This is a genomic window from Ferroplasma sp. Type II, from assembly GCF_000496155.1.
This window is the reverse complement of record NZ_KI542686.1, coordinates 18,587-38,941: the sequence shown is the minus strand read 5'-3', so window position 1 is coordinate 38,941 and position 20,355 is coordinate 18,587. Positions and strand designations below refer to the sequence as shown.

Genomic DNA, 20,355 nt, shown 5'->3' with positions numbered 1-20,355 from the left:
ATAAATTCAGGTTAATGCCTTTCCTTTTGTTTCTGGGGCATATTTCAGAGTAAGGGCCAGTCCAATGAATTCGAATATGGCAAAGAATATAATTATTGCCTTTAATCCGTATAATGCATCTATTATTGGAAATGAGAAAACAGCAACTATAGACCCAATACGGGATACAGATGTAGCGAAGCCCATAGCAGTTCCCCGTATTCTTGTTGGAAATATTTCCACAGGATATGTATATGTAATCGGGCTTGGCCCAACGTTATGGAAAAAGTGGACAAAACCGAAAGCACTGAAAGTCATCAGTAGCCCTACAACCATGTACTGGTTAACAAAAAAGAATAATATCAGTACGGCAAATGACCCCAGGAATCCAATAATAAGGAGAAAACGGCGGCCAATACGGTCAACATAGTATATGGCAATTAGAAATCCTATTACTACTGGTATTGATTCTGCCATTCCGGTAAAGACCACATAGAGGTCGGCATAATATGATGTTATTTCAGTAGAGAATATAAGTGGTGAATATGTCCATATGCCATAACTCACAATATCATAGGAGAACCATGCTATGGAAATGAATATGATGTATGCTGCATATTTTCCCTTAAAAACATCCCTCAGCCTTGTCTTTCCCGGGCTTATTTCCGGAAGGTTTTCGATTGAATACCCTGTTGATGCTTCGAATTTGTCCTTTGCCTCTTCACCGGCCACTTTACCATATTTATGCTGTACCCAGTATGGGCTTTCTGGTATTTTTTTCCTTGAATATAGAACAAGAATAGGAAAAACAGCTCCTATCATGTACATATAACGCCATGCATTGACTCCTGTAAACAGAACAAGCGGCACGGCAAACCCCAGAAATATAAGAGAACCAATGGAAAATGAAAATATGTTAAAAAACATAAACTTTCCCCTGGACTTTGTTGGCGAGAATTCTGCCTGGATTGATGAACTTACAGGATAATCTGCACCTATTCCAATACCAACTATCAACTCAAGAATTGAAAAATTGATATAATTTGTTGCAAGGCCTGTAAGAAAGATAAATATTGAAACAAGAAAAAGGTCGTAAATATATATGAACCTCCTTCCGTAGATGTCGGCAATGTATCCGGAAATAAAACTGCCTATAAGAACTCCACCTATTGATGATATCCCCATAATTGAGATTTCATAGCTTTTCAGTGACATTACGTTTATCAGATAGAGCAATGCATAGGAAAAAACTGTGAGCGTGTAACCATCCATCATAACCCCCATGGAAGAAAGTACAGTAATTTTCCTTAGAAATGGCGAAGAGGGTGCATCTGATATTGTCTTATAGCTGTTCATTCCATGGATTATAGCAATGTAATATATAAATAATTAGTATTTACTTAAAATTAAGTATATAGGTAATATTATATGGCCCCTGTTAAAAAAAATATTTATATATCTGTTATTGATTAAGTGTTGACGACGGTCATAACATCGGGGAAATACCAGGTCTCATTCCGAACCCGACGGTTAAGTCCGATGTGTTGCATACTGTACTATCTTCCGCGAGGGGACGGGAACTATGTTTCGCTGTCGTTTTTCAATGTCCATTTTTTATTGGTTTTTAAGGAAAATTAATTAATATAATTTCCATTGGGTATTATGATTAATCCATGGAGTTCCTCACAGTATTTCGATTATGAGAAATTGATTAAGGAATTTGGCATTCAAAGGCCGGACAACTACTTTGACTATTTTATGTTCAGAAGACATCTGATATTCGGCCAGAGAGGATTGGATTATCTTGAATATTCCATTAAGAATAGGATTAAATTCAATGCCATGACCGGTTTAATGCCCTCTGGCCAGATGCATCTTGGAAATAAGCTTTCTATTGACCAGATAATATACTTCCAGTCACTGGGGGCGGACGTATACATTGCTGTTGCCGATCTTGAATCCTATGCAACGAGAGGTATAGGGTTCAAAAAAGCCCGTGAAATCGCTATAAATGAATATATAGCCAATTATATTTCAATGGGACTGAAACCATGCAAGATATATTTCCAGTCTGAGAATTATGATACCCAAAGTTTAGCTTTTGTACTCTCAAATGAGACAAACATGAATGAATTGAAGGCAATATATGGGCTTACGGATTCATCCTCCATTTTGCATGTAAATTCCCCTATCATACAGGCTGCTGATGTGTTGCACACACAGTTGAAACACCTGGGAGGACCAAGAGCCACAATTGTCCCTGTGGGAGTTGACCAGGACCCGCATATAAGGCTCATGCGCGATATAGCTAAAAGGCTCAGGGTTTATAATGTGAAAGTGGAAAACAGCAAAATTTCCGTTTATATAAAGGGAAATGAGGATCCAAAAGATAAAATAGATCGTGCCATGGAAATTCTGGCGGAAAATGGATATGAAAGCAATGCAAATTATGAATACCGTGCCCTATACATAAAAAACTCATCGGTTGAGGATAGAATAAAAATAGATATGATTCTTGTACTGGAGGAAAGTGCCATAAATGATTTCGCCTTCATAGAACCATCCGCAACATTCCAGAAACTGGAAACGGGATTGAAAGGGGGTAAAATGTCATCATCGATTCCTGACTCCCTGATTAGCCTTAATGATAGTGGAGAAGAAGCTACTAGAAAGATAAAACATGCAGTTACTGGCGGCAAACAGACCATAGAAGAACAGAAAAAATATGGTGGCAACCCGGATATATGCCCTGTTTTTGAACTGTATAAATACCATAGCACGGATGATAAGTATGTCACTAGAGTTTATGATGAATGCAAAGGAGGTGTTAGAATGTGCGGAGCATGCAAATCAGAGGCAGCAGAAAATATATCAGGCATGTTAAAAATACTGGCTGAGAAAAAGGATGAATCACTTAAAAAATTGGATAATTACCTCATAAAGAGGTCTTCATGAATTAAACTATGCAGTTTTCTAAGCTCCTCCGGCCTGAATATGCCATATTCCGTTATGAATGCGGTTACATATTCATGGGGTGTGACATCAAATGCCGGATTTTTGGCGTGTCCTTCAGCCGGTCCCAGCCTTGAATTGTTGACCATTAGTACCTCATTTTCATCCCTCTCCTCTATTGGTATTCCTTCTCCGGTTTTAAGTGAAAAATCAAAGGTGCTTCCCGGAGCCGCAACATAAAAAGGTATATTGTTCACCTTTGCCAGCACGGCTTTTTCATATGTCCCTATCTTGTTTGCAAAATCTCCATTAGCAGCTATTCTGTCGGCTCCCACAATTGCAAGGTTAATGTCCCCGTTTTTCATGAAATATCCCGCTGCATTGTCTGCTATTATGGAATAATCTATTCCCTCCTGCTGGAGTTCCCAGGCAGTAAGCTTTGCACCCTGCAGCCGGGGTCTTGTCTCGTCAACATATACAAATATTTTCTTGCCTGAATCATGTGCTATTCTCATGGGAGCAAGGGCTGTTCCCCAGTCGACAACTGCAAGGGCACCTGCATTGCAATGGGTCAAAATATGGTCATTGGCCTGTATAAGCGTGTTCCCGTATTCGCCTATCTTCCTTGACCTTTCAGTAATTTCCAGTGCATACCTCCTCGCTGCAGATTCAGAAAAATTATTTGCTTTCATGAAATCAATGGCTTTGAAAAGATCGTATGCAGTGGGCCTGGACGATGATATTGTTTTCACTGCTTTTTCCATGTCCTCCATATTTTTTGATGCCATGGCAAGCCCATATGCAGCAGTAACCCCTATTGCCGGTGCGCCACGAACAACCATATTCTTAATTGCATAATAAATATCATCACTGTTTTTTGCAGAGTATATTTCAATTGTTTCAGGAATTTTTCTCTGGTCTATAAGCTTAACCTGGTTTTCTTCAAACCACACTGCCAGAATTGCCTTTGATTCGCCGTTTATGTTAACTTTCATTATGGAATATGAGAGAAATAGATATTAAATTTTTCATGTAATTAAGCCTACACAAATCCAGAAAAAGTAAAACGTTAAAATACTATTTAGTAATGTCATAATACAAAAAAAGTTATATGTTTCAAATGTATATGGCTGACTACATATTGTGGGTCCGTAGCTCAGCTAGGTAGAGCGTCTGGCTTTTAACCAGGCGGTCAGGGGTTCAAACCCCCTCGGACCCGTTTAGGTGAAAATATGAGTAAATTCAATGTGCTTGAGCACGAAATAGTGCCAGAACACCATCTGGTTCCTGTGGAAGAAGAGGAAAGCGTTTTAACCAAGCTTAATGTGACAAAGGATGACCTGCCCAAAATTGGTATTAATGATCCCACTATTAAGGCGCTGGAGGAAATTCACGGAAAACTTGTACCGGGCAGGATAGTTAAAATTATCCGGAAAAGTCCCACAGCAGGTTATTATGAATATTATAGAATTATTGTAAAGAGTGTGATGTGATATGAATCCTATTTTAGACGCGTTTTTTAAATCAGAAAGTGTAGTTAATTATCAGATTGATTCCATGAATTATTTTTATGCCTCAAAGAACAACCCTGACAATATAATGCAGCAGATAGTTGATGAGACAAAGATATCTGACGATGCAACCCCCGGAGTTATAGATCTGGATCCCTCCAAAACCCGGGGCAAGGAAATAAAAATATATTTTGGCCGGGAAAGGCAGAACGGAAAAGCCACAGGAGATCCAACAATATGGGTGGATAAACCAGAAATTAAGGAAGCCTCTGGAGCAGCAAACCAGATAACACCACAGGAAGCAAGGCTGAGGGATCTGAACTACATGGCTCCTATAATGTTGCGTTTGCGTATAGTTGAGGATGGAATAGAGAGGGATGCAAATACAATAAAAATTGGGGAAATACCTGTGATGGTGCGGTCCAAGATATGCACATTGTCCGATCAGAACCTTGATATGTACATAGAAAAAAATAATGGGCCAATTGATGAAACAAGAGAGGATAAGTTAAGATATGTGGATGAGGACCCAACAGATCCGGGAGGATATTTTATTATAGGTGGATCAGAAAGGGTAATAGTATCACTTGAAGACCTTGCACCTAACAAAATCCTTGTGGAATATGAGGAAAAATATGATTCAAAAATTGAAGTTGCAAAGATTTTCTCACAGAAAAGTGGATTCAGGGCACTCATATCCATGGAAAAGGGTAATGATGGTATAATCAATGTTTCTATTCCCACAGTAGCAGGAACCATTCCACTTGTAATATTGATGAAAGCACTGGGAATAGACAAAGATGTTGATGTCCACGATGCAATATATTCTGATCCCAGAATGGATCCATTGATTTATGCCAATATAGAAGATTCAAAAAGTCTTAAAATATTTCCCCCTAACGGAATAAATAACGGTGAAGATGCACTTTCCTACCTGGAAAAAAGATTTGCGGCAGGGCAGGCAAAGGAATTCAGAGACAAAAAAATTACACAGATGCTGGACAGAGCATTGCTGCCACATCTTGGTGACGAGGTTTCAGACAGATTAAAGAAAGCAATTTACCTTGGCAGGATGGCAAGATCGCTTCTTGAACTTAACCTTGGAATGCGTCATGTAGATGACAAGGATCATTATGCAAATAAGAGGATAAAACTTTCAGGAGACCTTCTGGATGAGCTTTTCAGGAATGCATTCCAGTCTGTGATGAAGGATCTGAAATACCAGCTGGAAAAAACATACAACAAAAAAAGAGGGATACGGCTCAGGCCTGCGGTCAGGCAGGATCTGCTTACGCAGAAAATTCTCCATTCCATGGCAACAGGCAACTGGATAGGCGGGAGAACTGGCGTTTCCCAGCTTCTTGATAGAACATCAAATATGTCCACCCTCAGCCATCTTAGAAGGATTATTTCACCACTGACAAGATCACAGCCACATTTTGAGGCAAGGGATCTTCATCCCACACAGTGGGGGAGGATATGCCCCAATGAAACACCTGAAGGACAGAACTGCGGTCTCGTTAAAAATGCTTCACTTATAATTAATGTAACCCAGGGAATAGATCCAGATATAGTCATGGAAGAATTGAAAAGCATGGACATATACGATGTCACAAGGGAAGAGGCATCCGGGCGTGTTTATCTTAATGGTGATTTCATCGGATATCATGATGACCCTGCAATACTTACAAACACCATAAGAAACCTGAGAAGATCAGGGAAACTCTCCAATGAGGTTAATGTTAAATATGATTCAAATACAAATGAGGTTATAATAAATTGTGACCGTGGCAGGCTCAGAAGACCTTTATTTGTTGTTTATGATGGAAAAACAGTTTTGAATGAAGAAATGCTTGAAAAATTGAGAATGGGTGAATATACAATCAATGACCTAATTTCCGAGGGTGCCATAGAATGGCTTGATGCTGAGGAAGAAGAAAATACATATATCTCCGTATTCCCTTTTGAATTCCCGGATACCTGCCCTGATTGTGGAAAGGTTCTTTACAGGAACAATGTGACATGGATAAATCCTGGATCGGATGATATTGTCCTGGAATGCGATGAATGCCATTCACATTTCAAAGGTATAAACCAGTTATCAAAAGACCACACACACTGTGAAATAGATGCTTCCATGATCCTTGGTGTTGTGGCTTCACTTATTCCATATCCTGAACACAATTCATCGCCAAGAATAACAATAGCTTCTGCAATGGTGAAGCAATCCATAGGGCTTCCACAGGCAAATTTCAGAATAAGGACAGATACAAGAGGGCATCTATTGCATTATCCGCAGATACCTCTTGTAACCACAAAGGTTATGGATTTTATAAAATACAGAAGGAAACCGGCGGGACAGAATTTCGTAGTTGCTATAGTTTCATATCATGGATACAACATGCAGGATGCCATTATCATGAATAAGGCATCAGTAGAAAGGGGACTTGGAAGAAGTTCATTTTTCAGGACTTATACAGCTGAGGAGAGAAGATATCCCGGAGGCCAGGAAGACAAGTTTGAAATCCCTAGCCACGATGTTTTAGGTGCCAGAGCTGAAGAGTATTATAAAAACCTTGATGAAAATGGAATAATATTCCCGGAATCAAAGGTTGAAGGATCTGATGTACTGGTTGGTAAAACCTCACCACCGAGATTTCTGGAAGAAGAAAATGCTGACAAACTGGGTCCTCTTAGAAGGAGAGAGTCCTCTGTTACCGTAAGGCCTACAGAATCCGGTTATGTGGATAATGTCTTCCTTACTGTTTCAGAAAGCAACAGCAGAATAATTAAGGTTAAGGTAAGAAGCGACAGGATACCGCAACCCGGAGATAAATTTGCCTCAAGGCACGGGCAGAAGGGAGTCATAGGACATGTGGCGCCTCAGGAGGACATGCCATTTAATGAGGATGGAATTATACCGGACCTGCTTTTCAATCCACATTCAGTTCCATCAAGGATGACACTGGGACACGTCCTCGAAATGATGGGGGCAAAGGTATCCACCATGAGGGGAGAGAATATAGATTCCACAATATTTGACGGTGAACCTGAGAGAAGCCTGAGAGAGCAGCTGAAGAAATACGGTTTCCGTGAATCCGGCAATGAGGTCATGTATGATGGAATTACAGGGAAAAAATTCGAAGTGGATATATTCATGGGTGTTATATATTACCAGAAGCTCCACCACATGGTTGCCAGCAAGTTCCATGCAAGATCCAGAGGGCCAGTGCAGATACTTACGAGACAGCCCACAGAGGGAAGATCCCGGCAGGGAGGCCTCAGATTTGGAGAAATGGAAAGAGATACCCTTATTGCCCATGGTGCATCAATGGTTATAAAAGACCGTTTACTGGATCAGAGCGATGGCACAATACTCTATGTGTGCGGAAATCCAACATGTGGGCATATAGCTATATATGATTTCAGAAAAGGGACATTGCGGTGCCCCGCCTGTGGCAATACTGGAAATATATACCCTATAGAAACCAGTTATGCATTCAAATTGATGAGAGATGAATTAAGTTCTATGGGAATTGTAATGAGATTAAAGTTGGGTGATATGAAATGAATTTTAATAATGTTTCAAAAAGAATAGAAAGAATAAAATTTGCCCTTTTATCTCCTGATGAAATCAGGAAAATGTCACAGGTCAGGGTTATAACGCCCGATACCTATGATGACGATGGTTATCCCATAGAAAGAGGCTTGATGGATCTGCATATGGGGGTAATTGAACCGGGACTTAAATGTGCTACATGTGGAGGCAAAGTTGATGAATGCCCTGGACATTTTGGCCATATAGAACTTGCAATGCCAGTCGTCCACATAGGTTTCATAAAGGAAATAAAGAGCATGCTGGACGCTTCCTGTAAAGAATGCGGGCGGATAAAATTAACGGATGAGGAAATTAACAATTATCGTACACAGGTTAGTGCAATAGATTTTGAGACAATGGATCCGGAAATCATCGATATGACATTGAAAAAAATCGTTGAGATTGCAGTTCAGAGAAACATATGCCCTCACTGCAGTGCAGAAAGCCCAAAGGTTATCCTGGACAAACCCACAACTTTCCGTGAAGGAGGTATAAAAATAACTCCAAAGGAAATCAGGGAAAGACTGGAGAGGATACAGGATGATGACCTGCTATTTTTCGGAATAAATAAGGGATCCGCAAGACCAGAATGGATGATACTTACAGTACTTCCTGTTCCACCCATTGATGTCAGGCCTTCAATAACCCTTGAAACAGGAGAGAGAAGCGAGGACGACCTGACACACAAGCTTGTAGATATAATAAGGATCTCACAGAGACTGAGAGAGAGCAGAGATAACGGGTCACCCCAGTTAATCATAGAGGATTTATGGGATCTTCTTCAGTACCATATAACAACGTATTTTGATAATCAGACCGCTGGAATACCACCTGCAAGGCACAGATCCGGCCGTGCATTAAAAACACTCGTTCAGAGGCTTAAGGGTAAAGAGGGAAGATTCAGGGCAAACCTGTCCGGTAAAAGGGTAAATTTCTCCTCCAGGAGTGTTATTTCCCCAGAACCGTTCCTTTCCATGAACGAGGTTGGCATACCGGAAATAGCGGCTAGAGAACTTACTGTACCGGTACTCATAAATTCCTTTAATATAGAGAAAATGAAGGAGTGGATAAAAAGGGGAACAATGCCCCGGACACCTGACGGTAAATATCTGGCTGGCATAAACTATCTTATAAGACCAGACGGAAGGAGGATAAAACTTACAGACCAGAATGCCGAGATAAACAGCGAACGTGTTGATATAGGATGGACAGTAGAGCGCCAGATGACTGAGGGAGATATTGTTCTATTTAACAGGCAGCCTTCTCTTCATAGAATGTCAATGATGGCACATTCAGTCAGGGTACTTCCTGGTATGACGTTCAGATTTAATCTGGCTGATTGCACTCCCTATAATGCTGATTTTGATGGGGATGAAATGAATTTACATGTTATACAGAGCGAGGAATCCAGGGCCGAGGCCAGGATAATAATGAAGGTACAGGAACAGATAATGTCCCCCAGATTTGGTGGGCCCATTATAGGAGCTATTCATGACCATATTACTGCACTTTTCCTGCTAACACATAACAATCCACTGATCAGTGAGGACGACACATTGCATACAACATCATACATAGAATTTGAAAAACTCCCGGAACCAGTAATAAAGAATGGAAAGAAGTATTACCATGGAAGGGATATTTTTTCCCTTGTATTGCCAGAAGGCCTTAATATTAAATTCAAGAGCCATCTCTGTGCTGGAGCCAAGGACAAATGCGAATATGAGAATGACCCGGCAGATACTTATGTTGTAATAACCAATGGGAAACTTGTCCATGGAACAATTGACGATGAGGCAGTAGGTCCATTCTCCGGAGTTATAGTTGACAAGATATTCAGGAAGATAGGTCCACAGGCAGCTGCAAAATTCATAGACAACGTAACCAGATTGGCAGTAGGATTTTTGAGCCACAGGGGGTTCTCTACAGGCATCAAAGATTATGACATACCCAAGGATGCCATATCGAGAATCCAGGAAATATCAAATGAAACCCTTGAGAAAATAGAAAAACTGGTAAATGCATTCAGGTCAGGCCAACTACAGCCATTGCCAGGGAGATCGGTTGAAGATACGCTTGAGGTTGAGATATTGAGCGCCACAGGTGGTGTCAGGGATGAATCAGGTAAAATTGCATCCCAGTATCTTGGGCTGAACGATCCTTCCGTTATTATGGCAAGGTCAGGTGCCAGGGCAAAAATGCTTAATATTGCTGAGGTCGCTGGAATGGTAGGTCAGCAGTCCGTTAGGGGCGGAAGGCTCAACAGGGGATATGCAAACAGAACACTTTCACATTTCAAGGAGAATGACCTTGGAGCATATGCAAGAGGATTTATCAAATCTTCATACAGAGCAGGGCTAAACCCCACAGAATATTTCTTCCACAGTATAGGAGGCAGAGAGGGACTGGTTGATATAGCAGTAAGAACCTCTAGAAGCGGATATATGCAGAGAAGGCTTATAAACGCCTTTGAAGACCTTAAGGTTGATGATAAGAGAAGAGTTGAGGACACTATTGGGTCCGTTGTCCAATTTAAATATGGAGAAGATGGAATAGACCCCACAAGAAGCGATGAGGGCCAGACAGTGGATGTGGATTATGCTGCATACGACGAATTTGGTGATGAACAATGATTTCGTTGATATGGAGAGATACAAAGAAAAATGTTGAACTGATAAGTAAAAGTGTTCCATGCGCCTATGCCATAGACTACATGCCTGCCGACAAAATTGATACTGCGTACATTTCCACGGATAAGCAGAATGTTGATTATGAGGTAAAAATATCTGAAATTTTGAAATATGAGCCCATGGATGACCTTATTTTTAAAAGAAAAACTGGACTTAAAGCCATACTTAAGATCAGTAGCATAAGAAAAATTAACAGGATTCCAATAAGCGAGTTTGACATGGAAGAAGGGTTCAAAGAATTAACGTCATTTGCCATGGGAGAGAAATATCAGGTTGATTACAGGGAAAAAGAGGCATTCTCCCTTTCTCCAGAGGCAAAAGAAGTCCTGGAGGACGCAGAATCCAAAGGATATGACATTCCTGTTTCACTGGTTAATAAACTTGTGAAGTACAAGAAAAGCTTACCTTACAACAAATATGAAAAGCTTCTTAAAAGGGTTGATCTGGAACTGAAGAAAAGGGAAATAGATCCATTTGAGGCTGTTGGCATAATAGCAGCACAGAGTATAGGTGAGCCTGGTACGCAGATGACAATGAGAACTTTCCACTTTGCAGGAGTGGTGGAGATGAATGTTACGCTGGGACTTCCGAGGCTTATAGAAATTGTTGATGCCCGGAGAATACCAAGCACTCCTTCCATGACCATATACCTCACAGAAAAATACAGGAAAAATGAGGAAAAGGTAAGGGAATTGATCAAAAATCTAGAAAACACAACGATTATTGACGTGGCGGATATAATTACCGATGTAGGCGATATGAGCTTAACCATTAAAATAGACAGGAACAAGAGCCGGGAGAGGCTTGTTTCAATGGGTGATATACTCAGTGCGCTTGAAAAAAGAAAAGGAATAATATACAATGAGATCGATGAGGACAGTATTTCCATAAAACTTCAGCAGGAATCATTCAAGATGCTATATCAGGTCCAGGAACAACTTAAATCAACACCTATAAAGGGTGTAAACAAGATAAGCAGGGCTATAGCAAGGATAGATGCAAAAGAGGATGCATGGGTTATTTATACCCAGGGGTCAAATCTTAGGGAAGTCCTGAATATAGAGGGCGTTGATTCAAACAGGACAACAACAAACGATATAATAGAAATAGAAAATGTTTTTGGTATAGAGGCAGCCAGAAATGCAATATACCGTGAGGCAGAGAACACCCTCAGTGAGCAGGGGTTAAATGTTGATAAAAGGCATTTAATGCTGGTTGCCGATATGATGACCTTCTCAGGTACAGTAAGAGCTGTGGGTAGGCAGGGTATTTCGGGACGTAAAAGCAGTGTTCTGGCAAGGGCAGCTTTCGAAATTACATCCAAGCACCTGCTGAAAGCCGGGTTGCTCGGGGAAATAGATCCATTAGCGGGAGTGGCTGAGAATATTATAGTGGGGCAGCCTATAACATTGGGAACAGGTGCCATAGACCTTGTCTATAAGGGGAATAAAAAATAAAGGGATACCATGAATGAAATAACACTGGATAACCAGACAATAGGATTTATTAAATTATTTGAGAGCTATACAAGAACTAATGTTTACGAATGCCTTGAAAATGAAGAGATGGTTCTCTTCGTTGTTGGTGAACACAAGCTGGCAGAGATTTTCAAAAAACATGAAAATATTATTGCCGATTTGAAGGCAAAGATAAACAAAAGAATAGTAATGGCAGAATTTTCTCCAGATCTTCTTACCTTTACCAGGAACCTTTTTTATAGATATGGTGTGAATGAAATAAATCTTATATGGAAAGATAATATAACGAATATATTTGTGGGAATAGCCTCAGAAAACATAGGCAAGGCCATAGGAAAAGACAGTAGAAATATAAAATTGATGAGGGATGCTATTTCCAGATATTTCAAAATAAAAAATGTTATAATAAAACAGAGATAATTTTATTTTTCTTCATTCTTTAAAATTTTAATTTTATGTTATATCGTATATCCACCTGAAAATTATAACTATCCGTTCTGGAATATGTATGGCTATGCCCATATCAGAACTATCACTGGCGATTTCTAAAAACCTAGGTTTATTAGAGAACTCTAACTTGGGACGTTTCCACCAACACAGACGGATGCGCCTTTTTCAATAAAGAGTCAATAAATTGAAAGATGGTATTTTCGGGTTATTATGAATCCTCCACTATATATTATCAATGGAACTTTCCATTCCAGGAGAAATCGGTGAATGGCATATCACCAAAAAATACATGGATTTTGTTGAAAGGAGATGAATACTGCTTGATCGTAAGTTCTTACAAAAATTAAACATAATGAAAATAAAATTATAGATAAAATTAAAAAAATTATTTATTTCTGTCCAGCCATTGCAGCGATATCTTCTTCCTCAATATACTGGGTTCCTGAATCTATTATATCCTTTATTTCATCGGTTCTGTATCCGGATTTTATGGATATTAAATAGAATATTATTGCCACTATTATTACAACTACGAAATCATAGGGATATGGAAGAGTGTTTGTTCCTCCATAATCTCCCTCGCCAAGGTATGATAACAGTGTCAAGACCAGTATATATGCAGGCACCCACCATCCGGCTTTTATATTATCCTTCGTAAATACGTTCTCGACCTTATGGGATGCCAGTATTACGAGGTAGACGACGATACCAAAGAATATCCCTATTGCAAGATATGGTATGGTAGGCCATCCGGACCAGTATACTATAAGAGTCGCACCGATAAAGGCTATGGGTGCCAGTATGGTTGCAAATGGAAGTTTAAACGGCCTTTTAAGTGACTCTGCTTCCTTCCTGAATACCATCAATGCCGATCCGCCAACAATATAGGTAAATGCTGTGGCCCCGGTTATAAGACCTACCAGGGCATACCAGCTCGGGAACGGAGCGAGGAATATTAAACCTATTATAACTGATAGTATGATTGGTAGGACAGGAACCCTTGTTTTTTTACTGACACGGGAGAGTGCTTTTGGGAAATATCCTATTTCAGCAAGCCCGAACAGTGTTCTTGTGGATGTTCCCGCATAGACATTAAGGGTACCGGCTGGCGATACGTAGGCATCTGCATATAATATATAGGTAAGTACAACTAAAGCGAATATTCCAGATGTCTTTGCAAGGAATGCAAATGGGGCAGCGATAACTCCAGAAGCGTATGATGAGGAACTTGATGCAAGCCCAAGCCATCCTCCTGCGGATGCCAGTTTAGTCGGGTTTATTGCTCCAATAAACACTACCTGGAGCAAAATATATACAACTATACCGGTCAGAACTGAGAAAATCGTTGCCCTTGGTATTGACCTTTGAGGTGTTTTGGCCTCACCACCATAATCAAGAGCCTGCCTGAATCCAAGGAACGAGAATACTATACCATCTGTTGATACAGCCTCGAATATTGTTGCCGAGTTGTGGCTAGGCAGGAATCCTCCTAATGCGGGGGATGTAAAGTTCGAACTGTGGAAAACCAAAAACGCAAGCATTACTATTGTTAAAGATGGAATTATAAGCTTCCACCATGTCATTCCTGTATTGGTTTTGCCCATTATTCTGACTCCAGCATAGTTTAATGCAAAGAAAGCTACTATTAATATTCCTGCAAGAACTATACCAAGTCCGGTCAAAACAGCAACAGTGGCCGCCGGGTTAATGGGGTTAGGAGCACTGTATGAAAGACCCGTAACATATGAACTTGCATAGGTAATAACTGCTTCAGCTTCTATTGCCGGTACTGAGACTGCAGACAGAAAATATGTCCATCCAAAGAATAGGCCGGCTACTCCACCGTGGGAATAATGCCCATATCTACTAATTGCACCGCTTCTCGGTATCATTCCACCCAATTCCGCGTACACAAGAGCTATAAACAATACAAGTACTCCACCAATAATCCATGAGATTATGGAAGCAGGCCCTGTGGTGCTAGCTGCAGCAGCAGCGGAAAAAAGCCATCCTGATCCGATTATACCACCAAGGCTAAGAAAATAAAGATCCCATGTATTTAAAGCTTTCTTTAATTTCTTATCCTGGCTTTTACTATTGGATATAACATCTTTTGTTGATTCAAAATCAGCCATATGTGAATATTTAGCAGATGTATTTAAATTTTTCCTAATAAATATCCGATATATATACAGAAGAGTATGAATTTTATTGAAATATTTCCGCTATTGTGTTCCTGTGGAATTGTTTTATCCTTGTTTAGCAATTGATTATATTTATATCCCTGCATATGATTATGTAATATAAATATGGAACATAAAGCAGGAGATACTGGAGAAAATATTACGAGGGTTATTACACCCAATAAAAGAAAGGGAGAAATATACGGAATAGTTGAAAAATTATCCGGTGCATCACGCCTTACAGTTATGTGTGAAGACGGGTCAACAAGAAATTGCAGGATACCAGGCAAAATGAAAAAGAGGATGTGGATAAGGGAAGGCGACCTTGTTATAGTGAAACCATGGGATTTCCAGGATGAAAAGGGAGACATAGTTTACAGATATACCAGAACACAGGCATTATACCTCAGTAGAAACAGAATGTTGCCTGAAATCATAGATGTATTCAATGAACGATAAAAGTGCACTGAAACAGCTGATTGAATCAGATGAATTTTCAAACAGGCTTAATCTTGACAGGAAAACCTATGGCCTTGTTTTTGACAAAAGGACATTAAACGCAATTTATGAAGTTATTAAAAAATATGACATAGATTATATAGATTTCCCCATATCCAGTGGGAAAGAATCCTTGATATTCAATGTAAAATTGAGAGATAAAAGCACCAGGGCACTGAAAATTTATAAAATGTCCACATTAAAATTTTCCAATACTATGGAATATATCAAGGGAGATTATAGATTTGACAAAGAAAAGATAAACAGGTCAAATGTTGTTTATGTATGGGCACAGAAAGAGTATACCAATCTTGAAAGTATCAGAAATTCCGGAGTTCATGCCCCGAAGCCCTATGGTTTCTACAAAAACATTCTTCTTATGTCCTATCTTGGGACTTCCAGGGGTCCGGCTCCACAGATAAAAGACCTGCAGGCAGGCTTCAATGAGATTTATCTTAAGTTAAGGAAAGCAATATGGACTATGTACAATAGAGCCAATATAGTGCATGCAGATCTCAGCGAATACAATATATTATACTACAGAAAGGATCCGTACATAATAGACGTTGGACAGTCAGTATCAACAAAACATCCCATGGCAGAAGAATTCCTGAAAAGAGATATAAAAAATATATCAACATTTTTCCTTAAAAAGGGCATTGAGTGCAACGCTGCTGAACTGTATAATTATGTTAAAGGTGGTATAGATGCTTGAAATAGGAAACATCAAAATCCCCTTTGCAAGAATGGGGGTAATTATAGGAAAAGAAGGAACAGTAAAGGCAAGAATAGAGGAAGAGGGGAAAGTTAGACTGGATATAGACTCTGAAAATGCAACGGTTACCATATTTCAGAAAAACGATCCTTTAAAGGCTCTGATGGCTATGAATGCCGTTCAGGCAATTGCAAGAGGATTTAATCCCGAAAAGGCTATGCTCCTATTTGATGACAGTGTACAGCTAATAGTGATATCAATAAAGGAATTTGTCAACAAGGACGCCAAGAGAATTAAGGAAATACGTGGGAGATTAATAGGAAAGGAAGGACACACAAGGGAAATAATAGAGGAATTGACCGGGACATATATTTCTATAAGTGGAAATACAGTTTCAATTATCGGGGATTTCATTTCTATTCAGTATGCAAGGGAGGCAGTAAACATGATTTTACAGGGGAGAAAACATAAAACTGTCTATTCATATCTTGAAAAAAATGTTGGAGAATTAAAGTTCAGGAAGATGGAAGAAAGCTTTGGTGGAAACTAAAAATCGTTAAAGTTTATATTCCTTCTTGCAATACATATTTATAGCGGGGTAGGGTAGTCAGGAGATCCCGACGGGCTCATAACCCGTAGACCAATGGTTCAAATCCATTCCCCGCTACTGGCAATTTATTTTATCTATATATTTAATCATGGATTCAAAATCTGATTTTCCAGTGGCACATACTCTGTATCCCATAGATTCCAGTGTTTCTGTTGTTGTTTTTCCTATGGAATAAATTTTTTTATTATCATTTGAAATACCAGCATAATCCTTAAATGCCTTTGCCTCCATTGAAGATGTTATAAAAATTCCAATACACTTTTCAGAAAGGAAGTTTGTTTTTAACCCGGTATTTTTAAGTTTTATTACATTGTATATATAATACTCATGGTATTTTATGCCTCTTCTGGATAAGGAATCCCTGATGATATTATTTGATTCATTGCTTCTGAACAATGCTATATTTCCATGCCTATGTTCTGACAGAATTTCTAGAACACCGTATGAATTCTTGCTGGTTGGGACTTCAATGTTGCCTGTGTATTTTCCTATTATCTCAGCCGTTTTTTCTCCAATGGCTATGAAATATGGATTTTCTGTATACTTATAGTAATGTTTAAAGAATTCTGAGGCTCCAACAGAGCTGGTTAAAACTATCACATTAGGCCTCTCTCCGGCTATTTCATCTGCAATTTTTTTATCAAAATCGCTTAGCCGGATTTCGGTCAATGGTATGTTCAACACATCTATGCACTCTGTCTCTACCGGTTTAAACTTAATTTCTGGCCTTGTAGTTATAATAAATTTAGAAGTATCCATAGTCCCCTATCTCCTGCCTAATTTTATCAATAACTGACTCCATATTATCGTGGAAGAATTCCATATCCTTATATGTATTTGATTTCAGTGAATAAAATCTTGTTTTTATTTTTCCATTACTGGAGAGGATTCCGACGGGCATTGAACATCCAAGATTAAGTGATCCTGCAATGAAACGTTCATTTTGCATATCCCTAAAGGTTTCACTATGATTTATCTCTCTTGAGGCATAAGCCTGCTCAGAAGATTTCTTTCCAACTATGGCAATTATTCCCTGGTTTGGAGCGGGAAGAAACTGATCCTCGGACAGGATGAAATGGCCAGTATCCAGTGACATCCTATTATAGGCAGCCATTGCAATTATTATGCCATTATATTTTTTCCCCATATATTTTGATATCCTTGTATCAATATTTCCCCGTATATCGGAAACATTAATTTTTGGATTGGCCGTTTTTACCTGCCTTATCCTGCGCATGCTTGAGGTGCCTATAACCGATCCTTCTCCCATATCCTCCAGAGATGTTTCTGAAATCAGCACATCCCGGTAATCATCCCGTTTGATAACTGATGTTATTTCAAGCCCATCCTGGATCCGTGTTGGAATATCCTTTGCACTGTGGACTGCAAGGTCAATTTCACCTTTCAGTATCATTTCATTTAATTCATCCACAAACACACCTGTAGAACTCATTCTGTACAGTGGGACATTTCTGTTGGAATCTCCAGAAGAAGTGAAGCTTTTTATCTGAACCTCATAACCTCTGGATTCAAGGGCATCTTTCACACTGTTTGCCTGTATGAGTGCAAGTTTGCTATTTCTTGTTCCAATTGTTACAGGCATTTCAACACCGATGAAAATGCATTCACGGTCTTTTCCAAATCCCCTTCGGAATGGGCAAAGCTCACAAATTCAGTTTCAAACTGGCTTGGAGGGAAAAAAATACCCTTATCAAGCAGCATATGGAACATTTTGGTGAATTTTCCTGCATCTGAGGCGATAGCTGTATTATAATCTGTAACCTTTCCCATATTGAAAAATAGCTGGAACATGGAATGGCACCTGTTTATAGTTGCATCAATATGGTATTCGGATATAAGTGAGTTCAGCTCCTTTTCCAGTCTGCCTGCGTAGTTGTCTACCAGTGAGTAATCTTTTCCCTTCAACTGCTCCATGGTAGCCATTCCCGCTGCCATTGTTAAAGGATTTCCAGAAAATGTGCCAGCCTCGTATACATTGCCCATTGGGGCTATATGATCCATTATGTCGCCCCTGCCACCAAACATGCCGACAGGAGCCCCACCTCCTATGATTTTACCCATTGTTGTAAGGTCCGGCTTTATGCCTACAATATCCTGGTATCCCTTAAACCCAAATCTAAATCCAGTTATCACTTCATCAAATATGAGCAGAGATGAATATTTTTCCGTTATTTCCCTGAGTGACTTAAGAAAATCCTTCTCAGGATTGATAACACCCATATTGCCAAGTACAGGTTCGGTTATAATTGCCGCAATATCGTCTCCATGTTCACTAAATATTTTTTCTATGCTTTCAATATTATTGTATTGCCCCACAAGTACGGTTTTTGAAACATCATCAGGGATGCCTGCTGATGATGGAACTCCAAATGTCATTGTGCCACTGCCCGATTTTATCAGTGCATAATCATGTGCGCCATGGTATCCGCCCTCCATTTTAACAATATACTTTTTCCCTGTGAAACCTCTTGCCAGCCTGATGGCATGCATTGTGGCTTCAGTTCCGGAATTTGTGAATCTCAGTTTTTCTATGGAACCTACAGCATTTTTGATAATTGTTCCAAGCCTTATTTCGTTCTCACTTATAGAACCGAACAAAATGCCCTTATCCACCTGGGATTTGATATAATTGGAAACAACTGGATCAGCATGCCCAAGTATCATTGGGCCAAAACCCAGAGAATAATCTATGTACTCCTTTCCATTAACGTCTATGGCCTTTGAACCATGTGCCTGCTGGAACATAACAGGTTCTGGTGAATAATACCTAACTGGTGAATTGACGCCCATGGGGAATAGTTCCTGTGCCTCTTTAAATAATTTTGTTGATCTCATTATTCTAGATTCTTTTTAAGGATTTATTCTTTTATGCCGGATTAAATTGGAAAGGAATAGGTTTATATATCGATAAACGATATCTAATTTAGATATCTATAATAGATATCTGGTGATACACATATGTATGGAAAAAGGTTTAACGAAATGGGAGAAAATAGACATAACAGGATGGATAGTGGGAATAATTGCCATGGCAGAGGATTTGGAGAACATATGCATGGACATGGAATGCGCGGTTTCGGATTAAAGTATCTGATACTCAATATGACCTCCGATGAGGAAGTAACAGGAGCGGACGTAATGGCCAGGGTGGATCAGAGAACAGGTGGTAGATGGTTGCCGTCACCGGGAGTTATATACCCCGCATTGAAAAAGTTGTATGAAGATGGCTATCTGGAAATGAACGAAAGGGATAATAAAAAGTACTATAAAGCAACTGAAAAGGGAAAGGAAATAATGAAAGAAACTATTTTCCCCTGGAATCATAACCAGGAGAACGAAAACAGTATAGAATCCATTCTGGAAAAAATGGACAATTATACACAGTATATCCTTGACAATTCGGGTAAATTAACTGAAAATGACCTGAACCGGATTAAGGGCATTTATAAACAACTAGAAATTTTTAAATAATTTTGTTATTGAAATACCAAGAATATCATTTGAAATGTAATGTTGCTGGCAAAGTCATAGAACAACACTTATATTTTCAATTTTATTTTTTTCTTTCTGAGGGCTTTAATTATAGGATAGAGTATACCTGCATTATATATAGCTACAGGCACAAAAAAAATGAAGAATAGAAAAGATGGGAAAAAATAGAGATATGTAA

Annotated in this window: 16 protein-coding genes, 2 tRNA genes and 1 rRNA gene; 13 read left to right on the top strand and 6 right to left on the bottom strand. The window is 39.3% G+C overall.

Annotated elements, in window-relative coordinates:
- Positions 1-6 precede the first annotated feature (6 nt).
- Entirely contained in the window at positions 7-1,335 is a 1,329-nt protein-coding gene (locus AMDU4_RS01655) for an MFS transporter (RefSeq protein ID WP_009887214.1), read from the bottom strand.
- Positions 1,336-1,457: 122 nt separating this feature from the next.
- Here AMDU4_RS01655 and rrf point away from each other — a divergent pair.
- Positions 1,458-1,578: ribosomal RNA gene (gene rrf / locus AMDU4_RS01650) — 5S ribosomal RNA — on the top strand.
- A gap of 63 nt (positions 1,579-1,641) precedes the next feature.
- Complete coding sequence (locus AMDU4_RS01645; protein WP_021786257.1) at positions 1,642-2,934, top strand: tryptophan--tRNA ligase; 1,293 nt, start codon at positions 1,642-1,644, stop codon at positions 2,932-2,934.
- Here AMDU4_RS01645 and mtnA read toward each other — a convergent pair.
- The gene (mtnA, locus tag AMDU4_RS01640) at positions 2,910-3,926 is read right to left on the bottom strand and encodes an S-methyl-5-thioribose-1-phosphate isomerase (RefSeq protein ID WP_009887212.1); all 1,017 of its coding nucleotides are present in this window, start codon (positions 3,924-3,926) and stop codon (positions 2,910-2,912) included. The genes AMDU4_RS01645 and mtnA overlap by 25 nt on opposite strands.
- Positions 3,927-4,076: 150 nt before the next feature.
- On the opposite strand from mtnA, the gene AMDU4_RS01635 reads away from it, so the two are divergent.
- The 6 genes from AMDU4_RS01635 to AMDU4_RS01610 all read left to right on the top strand — a co-directional run bounded on the left by AMDU4_RS01635 (position 4,077) and on the right by AMDU4_RS01610 (position 12,628).
- A tRNA-Lys gene (locus AMDU4_RS01635) sits at positions 4,077-4,150 on the top strand.
- A 13-nt stretch (positions 4,151-4,163) separates the two neighbouring features.
- A complete protein-coding gene (locus tag AMDU4_RS01630; RefSeq protein ID WP_021786256.1) occupies positions 4,164-4,424 on the top strand; it encodes a DNA-directed RNA polymerase subunit H in 261 nt (86 codons plus the stop codon).
- Position 4,425: 1 nt separating this feature from the next.
- Entirely contained in the window at positions 4,426-8,013 is a 3,588-nt protein-coding gene (locus AMDU4_RS01625) for a DNA-directed RNA polymerase subunit B (protein ID WP_021786255.1), read from the top strand.
- Positions 8,010-10,673, top strand: a complete 2,664-nt coding sequence (rpoA1, locus tag AMDU4_RS01620) for a DNA-directed RNA polymerase subunit A' (RefSeq protein ID WP_021786254.1) — start codon at positions 8,010-8,012, stop codon at positions 10,671-10,673. The genes AMDU4_RS01625 and rpoA1 overlap by 4 nt, the downstream gene beginning before the upstream one ends.
- The gene (gene rpoA2 / locus AMDU4_RS01615; RefSeq protein WP_021786253.1) at positions 10,670-12,187 is read left to right on the top strand and encodes a DNA-directed RNA polymerase subunit A''; all 1,518 of its coding nucleotides are present in this window, start codon (positions 10,670-10,672) and stop codon (positions 12,185-12,187) included. The genes rpoA1 and rpoA2 overlap by 4 nt, the downstream gene beginning before the upstream one ends.
- A 9-nt stretch (positions 12,188-12,196) precedes the next feature.
- Positions 12,197-12,628, top strand: a complete 432-nt coding sequence (locus AMDU4_RS01610; protein ID WP_021786252.1) for a NusA-like transcription termination signal-binding factor — start codon at positions 12,197-12,199, stop codon at positions 12,626-12,628.
- Positions 12,629-13,047: 419 nt separating this feature from the next.
- Here the strand turns inward: AMDU4_RS01610 and AMDU4_RS01605 are convergent, their stop codons facing one another.
- Positions 13,048-14,793 carry an APC family permease gene (locus AMDU4_RS01605; protein WP_021786251.1) on the bottom strand — a complete coding sequence of 582 codons (1,746 nt, stop codon included), beginning with the start codon at positions 14,791-14,793 and terminating at the stop codon, positions 13,048-13,050.
- Between the two features lie 174 nt (positions 14,794-14,967).
- Here AMDU4_RS01605 and eif1A point away from each other — a divergent pair, with 174 nt between their 5' ends.
- From eif1A to AMDU4_RS01585, 4 genes are all read left to right on the top strand, one after another.
- On the top strand, positions 14,968-15,300 hold the full coding sequence (gene eif1A, locus AMDU4_RS01600; protein WP_021786250.1) for a translation initiation factor eIF-1A: 333 nt from the start codon (positions 14,968-14,970) through the stop codon (positions 15,298-15,300).
- A complete protein-coding gene (locus tag AMDU4_RS01595; protein ID WP_290703888.1) occupies positions 15,290-16,054 on the top strand; it encodes a serine protein kinase RIO in 765 nt (254 codons plus the stop codon). The genes eif1A and AMDU4_RS01595 overlap by 11 nt, the downstream gene beginning before the upstream one ends.
- Complete coding sequence (locus tag AMDU4_RS01590) at positions 16,047-16,604, top strand: KH domain-containing protein (RefSeq protein ID WP_021786248.1); 558 nt, start codon at positions 16,047-16,049, stop codon at positions 16,602-16,604. The genes AMDU4_RS01595 and AMDU4_RS01590 overlap by 8 nt, the downstream gene beginning before the upstream one ends.
- Positions 16,605-16,646: 42 nt before the next feature.
- Positions 16,647-16,721 (top strand) — tRNA-Met (locus tag AMDU4_RS01585).
- On the opposite strand, the gene AMDU4_RS01580 is transcribed toward AMDU4_RS01585, so the two are convergent.
- The 3 genes from AMDU4_RS01580 to hemL are packed head-to-tail and all read right to left on the bottom strand — an operon-like array spanning position 16,719 to position 19,520.
- Complete coding sequence (locus AMDU4_RS01580; protein WP_021786247.1) at positions 16,719-17,423, bottom strand: uroporphyrinogen-III synthase; 705 nt, start codon at positions 17,421-17,423, stop codon at positions 16,719-16,721. The two genes, AMDU4_RS01585 and AMDU4_RS01580, sit on opposite strands and share 3 nt — an antisense overlap.
- Positions 17,410-18,267 carry a hydroxymethylbilane synthase gene (gene hemC / locus AMDU4_RS01575; protein ID WP_021786246.1) on the bottom strand — a complete coding sequence of 286 codons (858 nt, stop codon included), beginning with the start codon at positions 18,265-18,267 and terminating at the stop codon, positions 17,410-17,412. The genes AMDU4_RS01580 and hemC overlap by 14 nt, the downstream gene beginning before the upstream one ends.
- On the bottom strand, positions 18,258-19,520 hold the full coding sequence (gene hemL, locus AMDU4_RS01570; RefSeq protein WP_021786245.1) for a glutamate-1-semialdehyde 2,1-aminomutase: 1,263 nt from the start codon (positions 19,518-19,520) through the stop codon (positions 18,258-18,260). Before hemL ends, hemC begins: the two co-directional genes overlap by 10 nt.
- A 123-nt stretch (positions 19,521-19,643) precedes the next feature.
- Between hemL and AMDU4_RS01565 the strand changes: the two genes are divergently transcribed.
- Positions 19,644-20,156, top strand: coding sequence for a PadR family transcriptional regulator (locus AMDU4_RS01565; protein ID WP_021786244.1), 513 nt, complete (start codon positions 19,644-19,646; stop codon positions 20,154-20,156).
- Positions 20,157-20,355 lie beyond the last annotated feature (199 nt).

What these genes read in the sequence shown, in the direction of transcription:
- AMDU4_RS01655 (WP_009887214.1), bottom strand. Translation starts at nt 1,335, where the DNA reads ATGAACAGCTATAAGACAATATCAGATGCACCCTCTTCGCCATTTCTA.
- AMDU4_RS01645 (WP_021786257.1), top strand. Translation starts at nt 1,642, where the DNA reads ATGATTAATCCATGGAGTTCCTCACAGTATTTCGATTATGAGAAATTG.
- mtnA (WP_009887212.1), bottom strand. Translation starts at nt 3,926, where the DNA reads ATGAAAGTTAACATAAACGGCGAATCAAAGGCAATTCTGGCAGTGTGG.
- AMDU4_RS01630 (WP_021786256.1), top strand. Translation starts at nt 4,164, where the DNA reads ATGAGTAAATTCAATGTGCTTGAGCACGAAATAGTGCCAGAACACCAT.
- AMDU4_RS01625 (WP_021786255.1), top strand. Translation starts at nt 4,426, where the DNA reads ATGAATCCTATTTTAGACGCGTTTTTTAAATCAGAAAGTGTAGTTAAT.
- rpoA1 (WP_021786254.1), top strand. Translation starts at nt 8,010, where the DNA reads ATGAATTTTAATAATGTTTCAAAAAGAATAGAAAGAATAAAATTTGCC.
- rpoA2 (WP_021786253.1), top strand. Translation starts at nt 10,670, where the DNA reads ATGATTTCGTTGATATGGAGAGATACAAAGAAAAATGTTGAACTGATA.
- AMDU4_RS01610 (WP_021786252.1), top strand. Translation starts at nt 12,197, where the DNA reads ATGAATGAAATAACACTGGATAACCAGACAATAGGATTTATTAAATTA.
- AMDU4_RS01605 (WP_021786251.1), bottom strand. Translation starts at nt 14,793, where the DNA reads ATGGCTGATTTTGAATCAACAAAAGATGTTATATCCAATAGTAAAAGC.
- eif1A (WP_021786250.1), top strand. Translation starts at nt 14,968, where the DNA reads ATGGAACATAAAGCAGGAGATACTGGAGAAAATATTACGAGGGTTATT.
- AMDU4_RS01595 (WP_290703888.1), top strand. Translation starts at nt 15,290, where the DNA reads ATGAACGATAAAAGTGCACTGAAACAGCTGATTGAATCAGATGAATTT.
- AMDU4_RS01590 (WP_021786248.1), top strand. Translation starts at nt 16,047, where the DNA reads ATGCTTGAAATAGGAAACATCAAAATCCCCTTTGCAAGAATGGGGGTA.
- AMDU4_RS01580 (WP_021786247.1), bottom strand. Translation starts at nt 17,423, where the DNA reads ATGGATACTTCTAAATTTATTATAACTACAAGGCCAGAAATTAAGTTT.
- hemC (WP_021786246.1), bottom strand. Translation starts at nt 18,267, where the DNA reads ATGCCTGTAACAATTGGAACAAGAAATAGCAAACTTGCACTCATACAG.
- hemL (WP_021786245.1), bottom strand. Translation starts at nt 19,520, where the DNA reads ATGAGATCAACAAAATTATTTAAAGAGGCACAGGAACTATTCCCCATG.
- AMDU4_RS01565 (WP_021786244.1), top strand. Translation starts at nt 19,644, where the DNA reads ATGTATGGAAAAAGGTTTAACGAAATGGGAGAAAATAGACATAACAGG.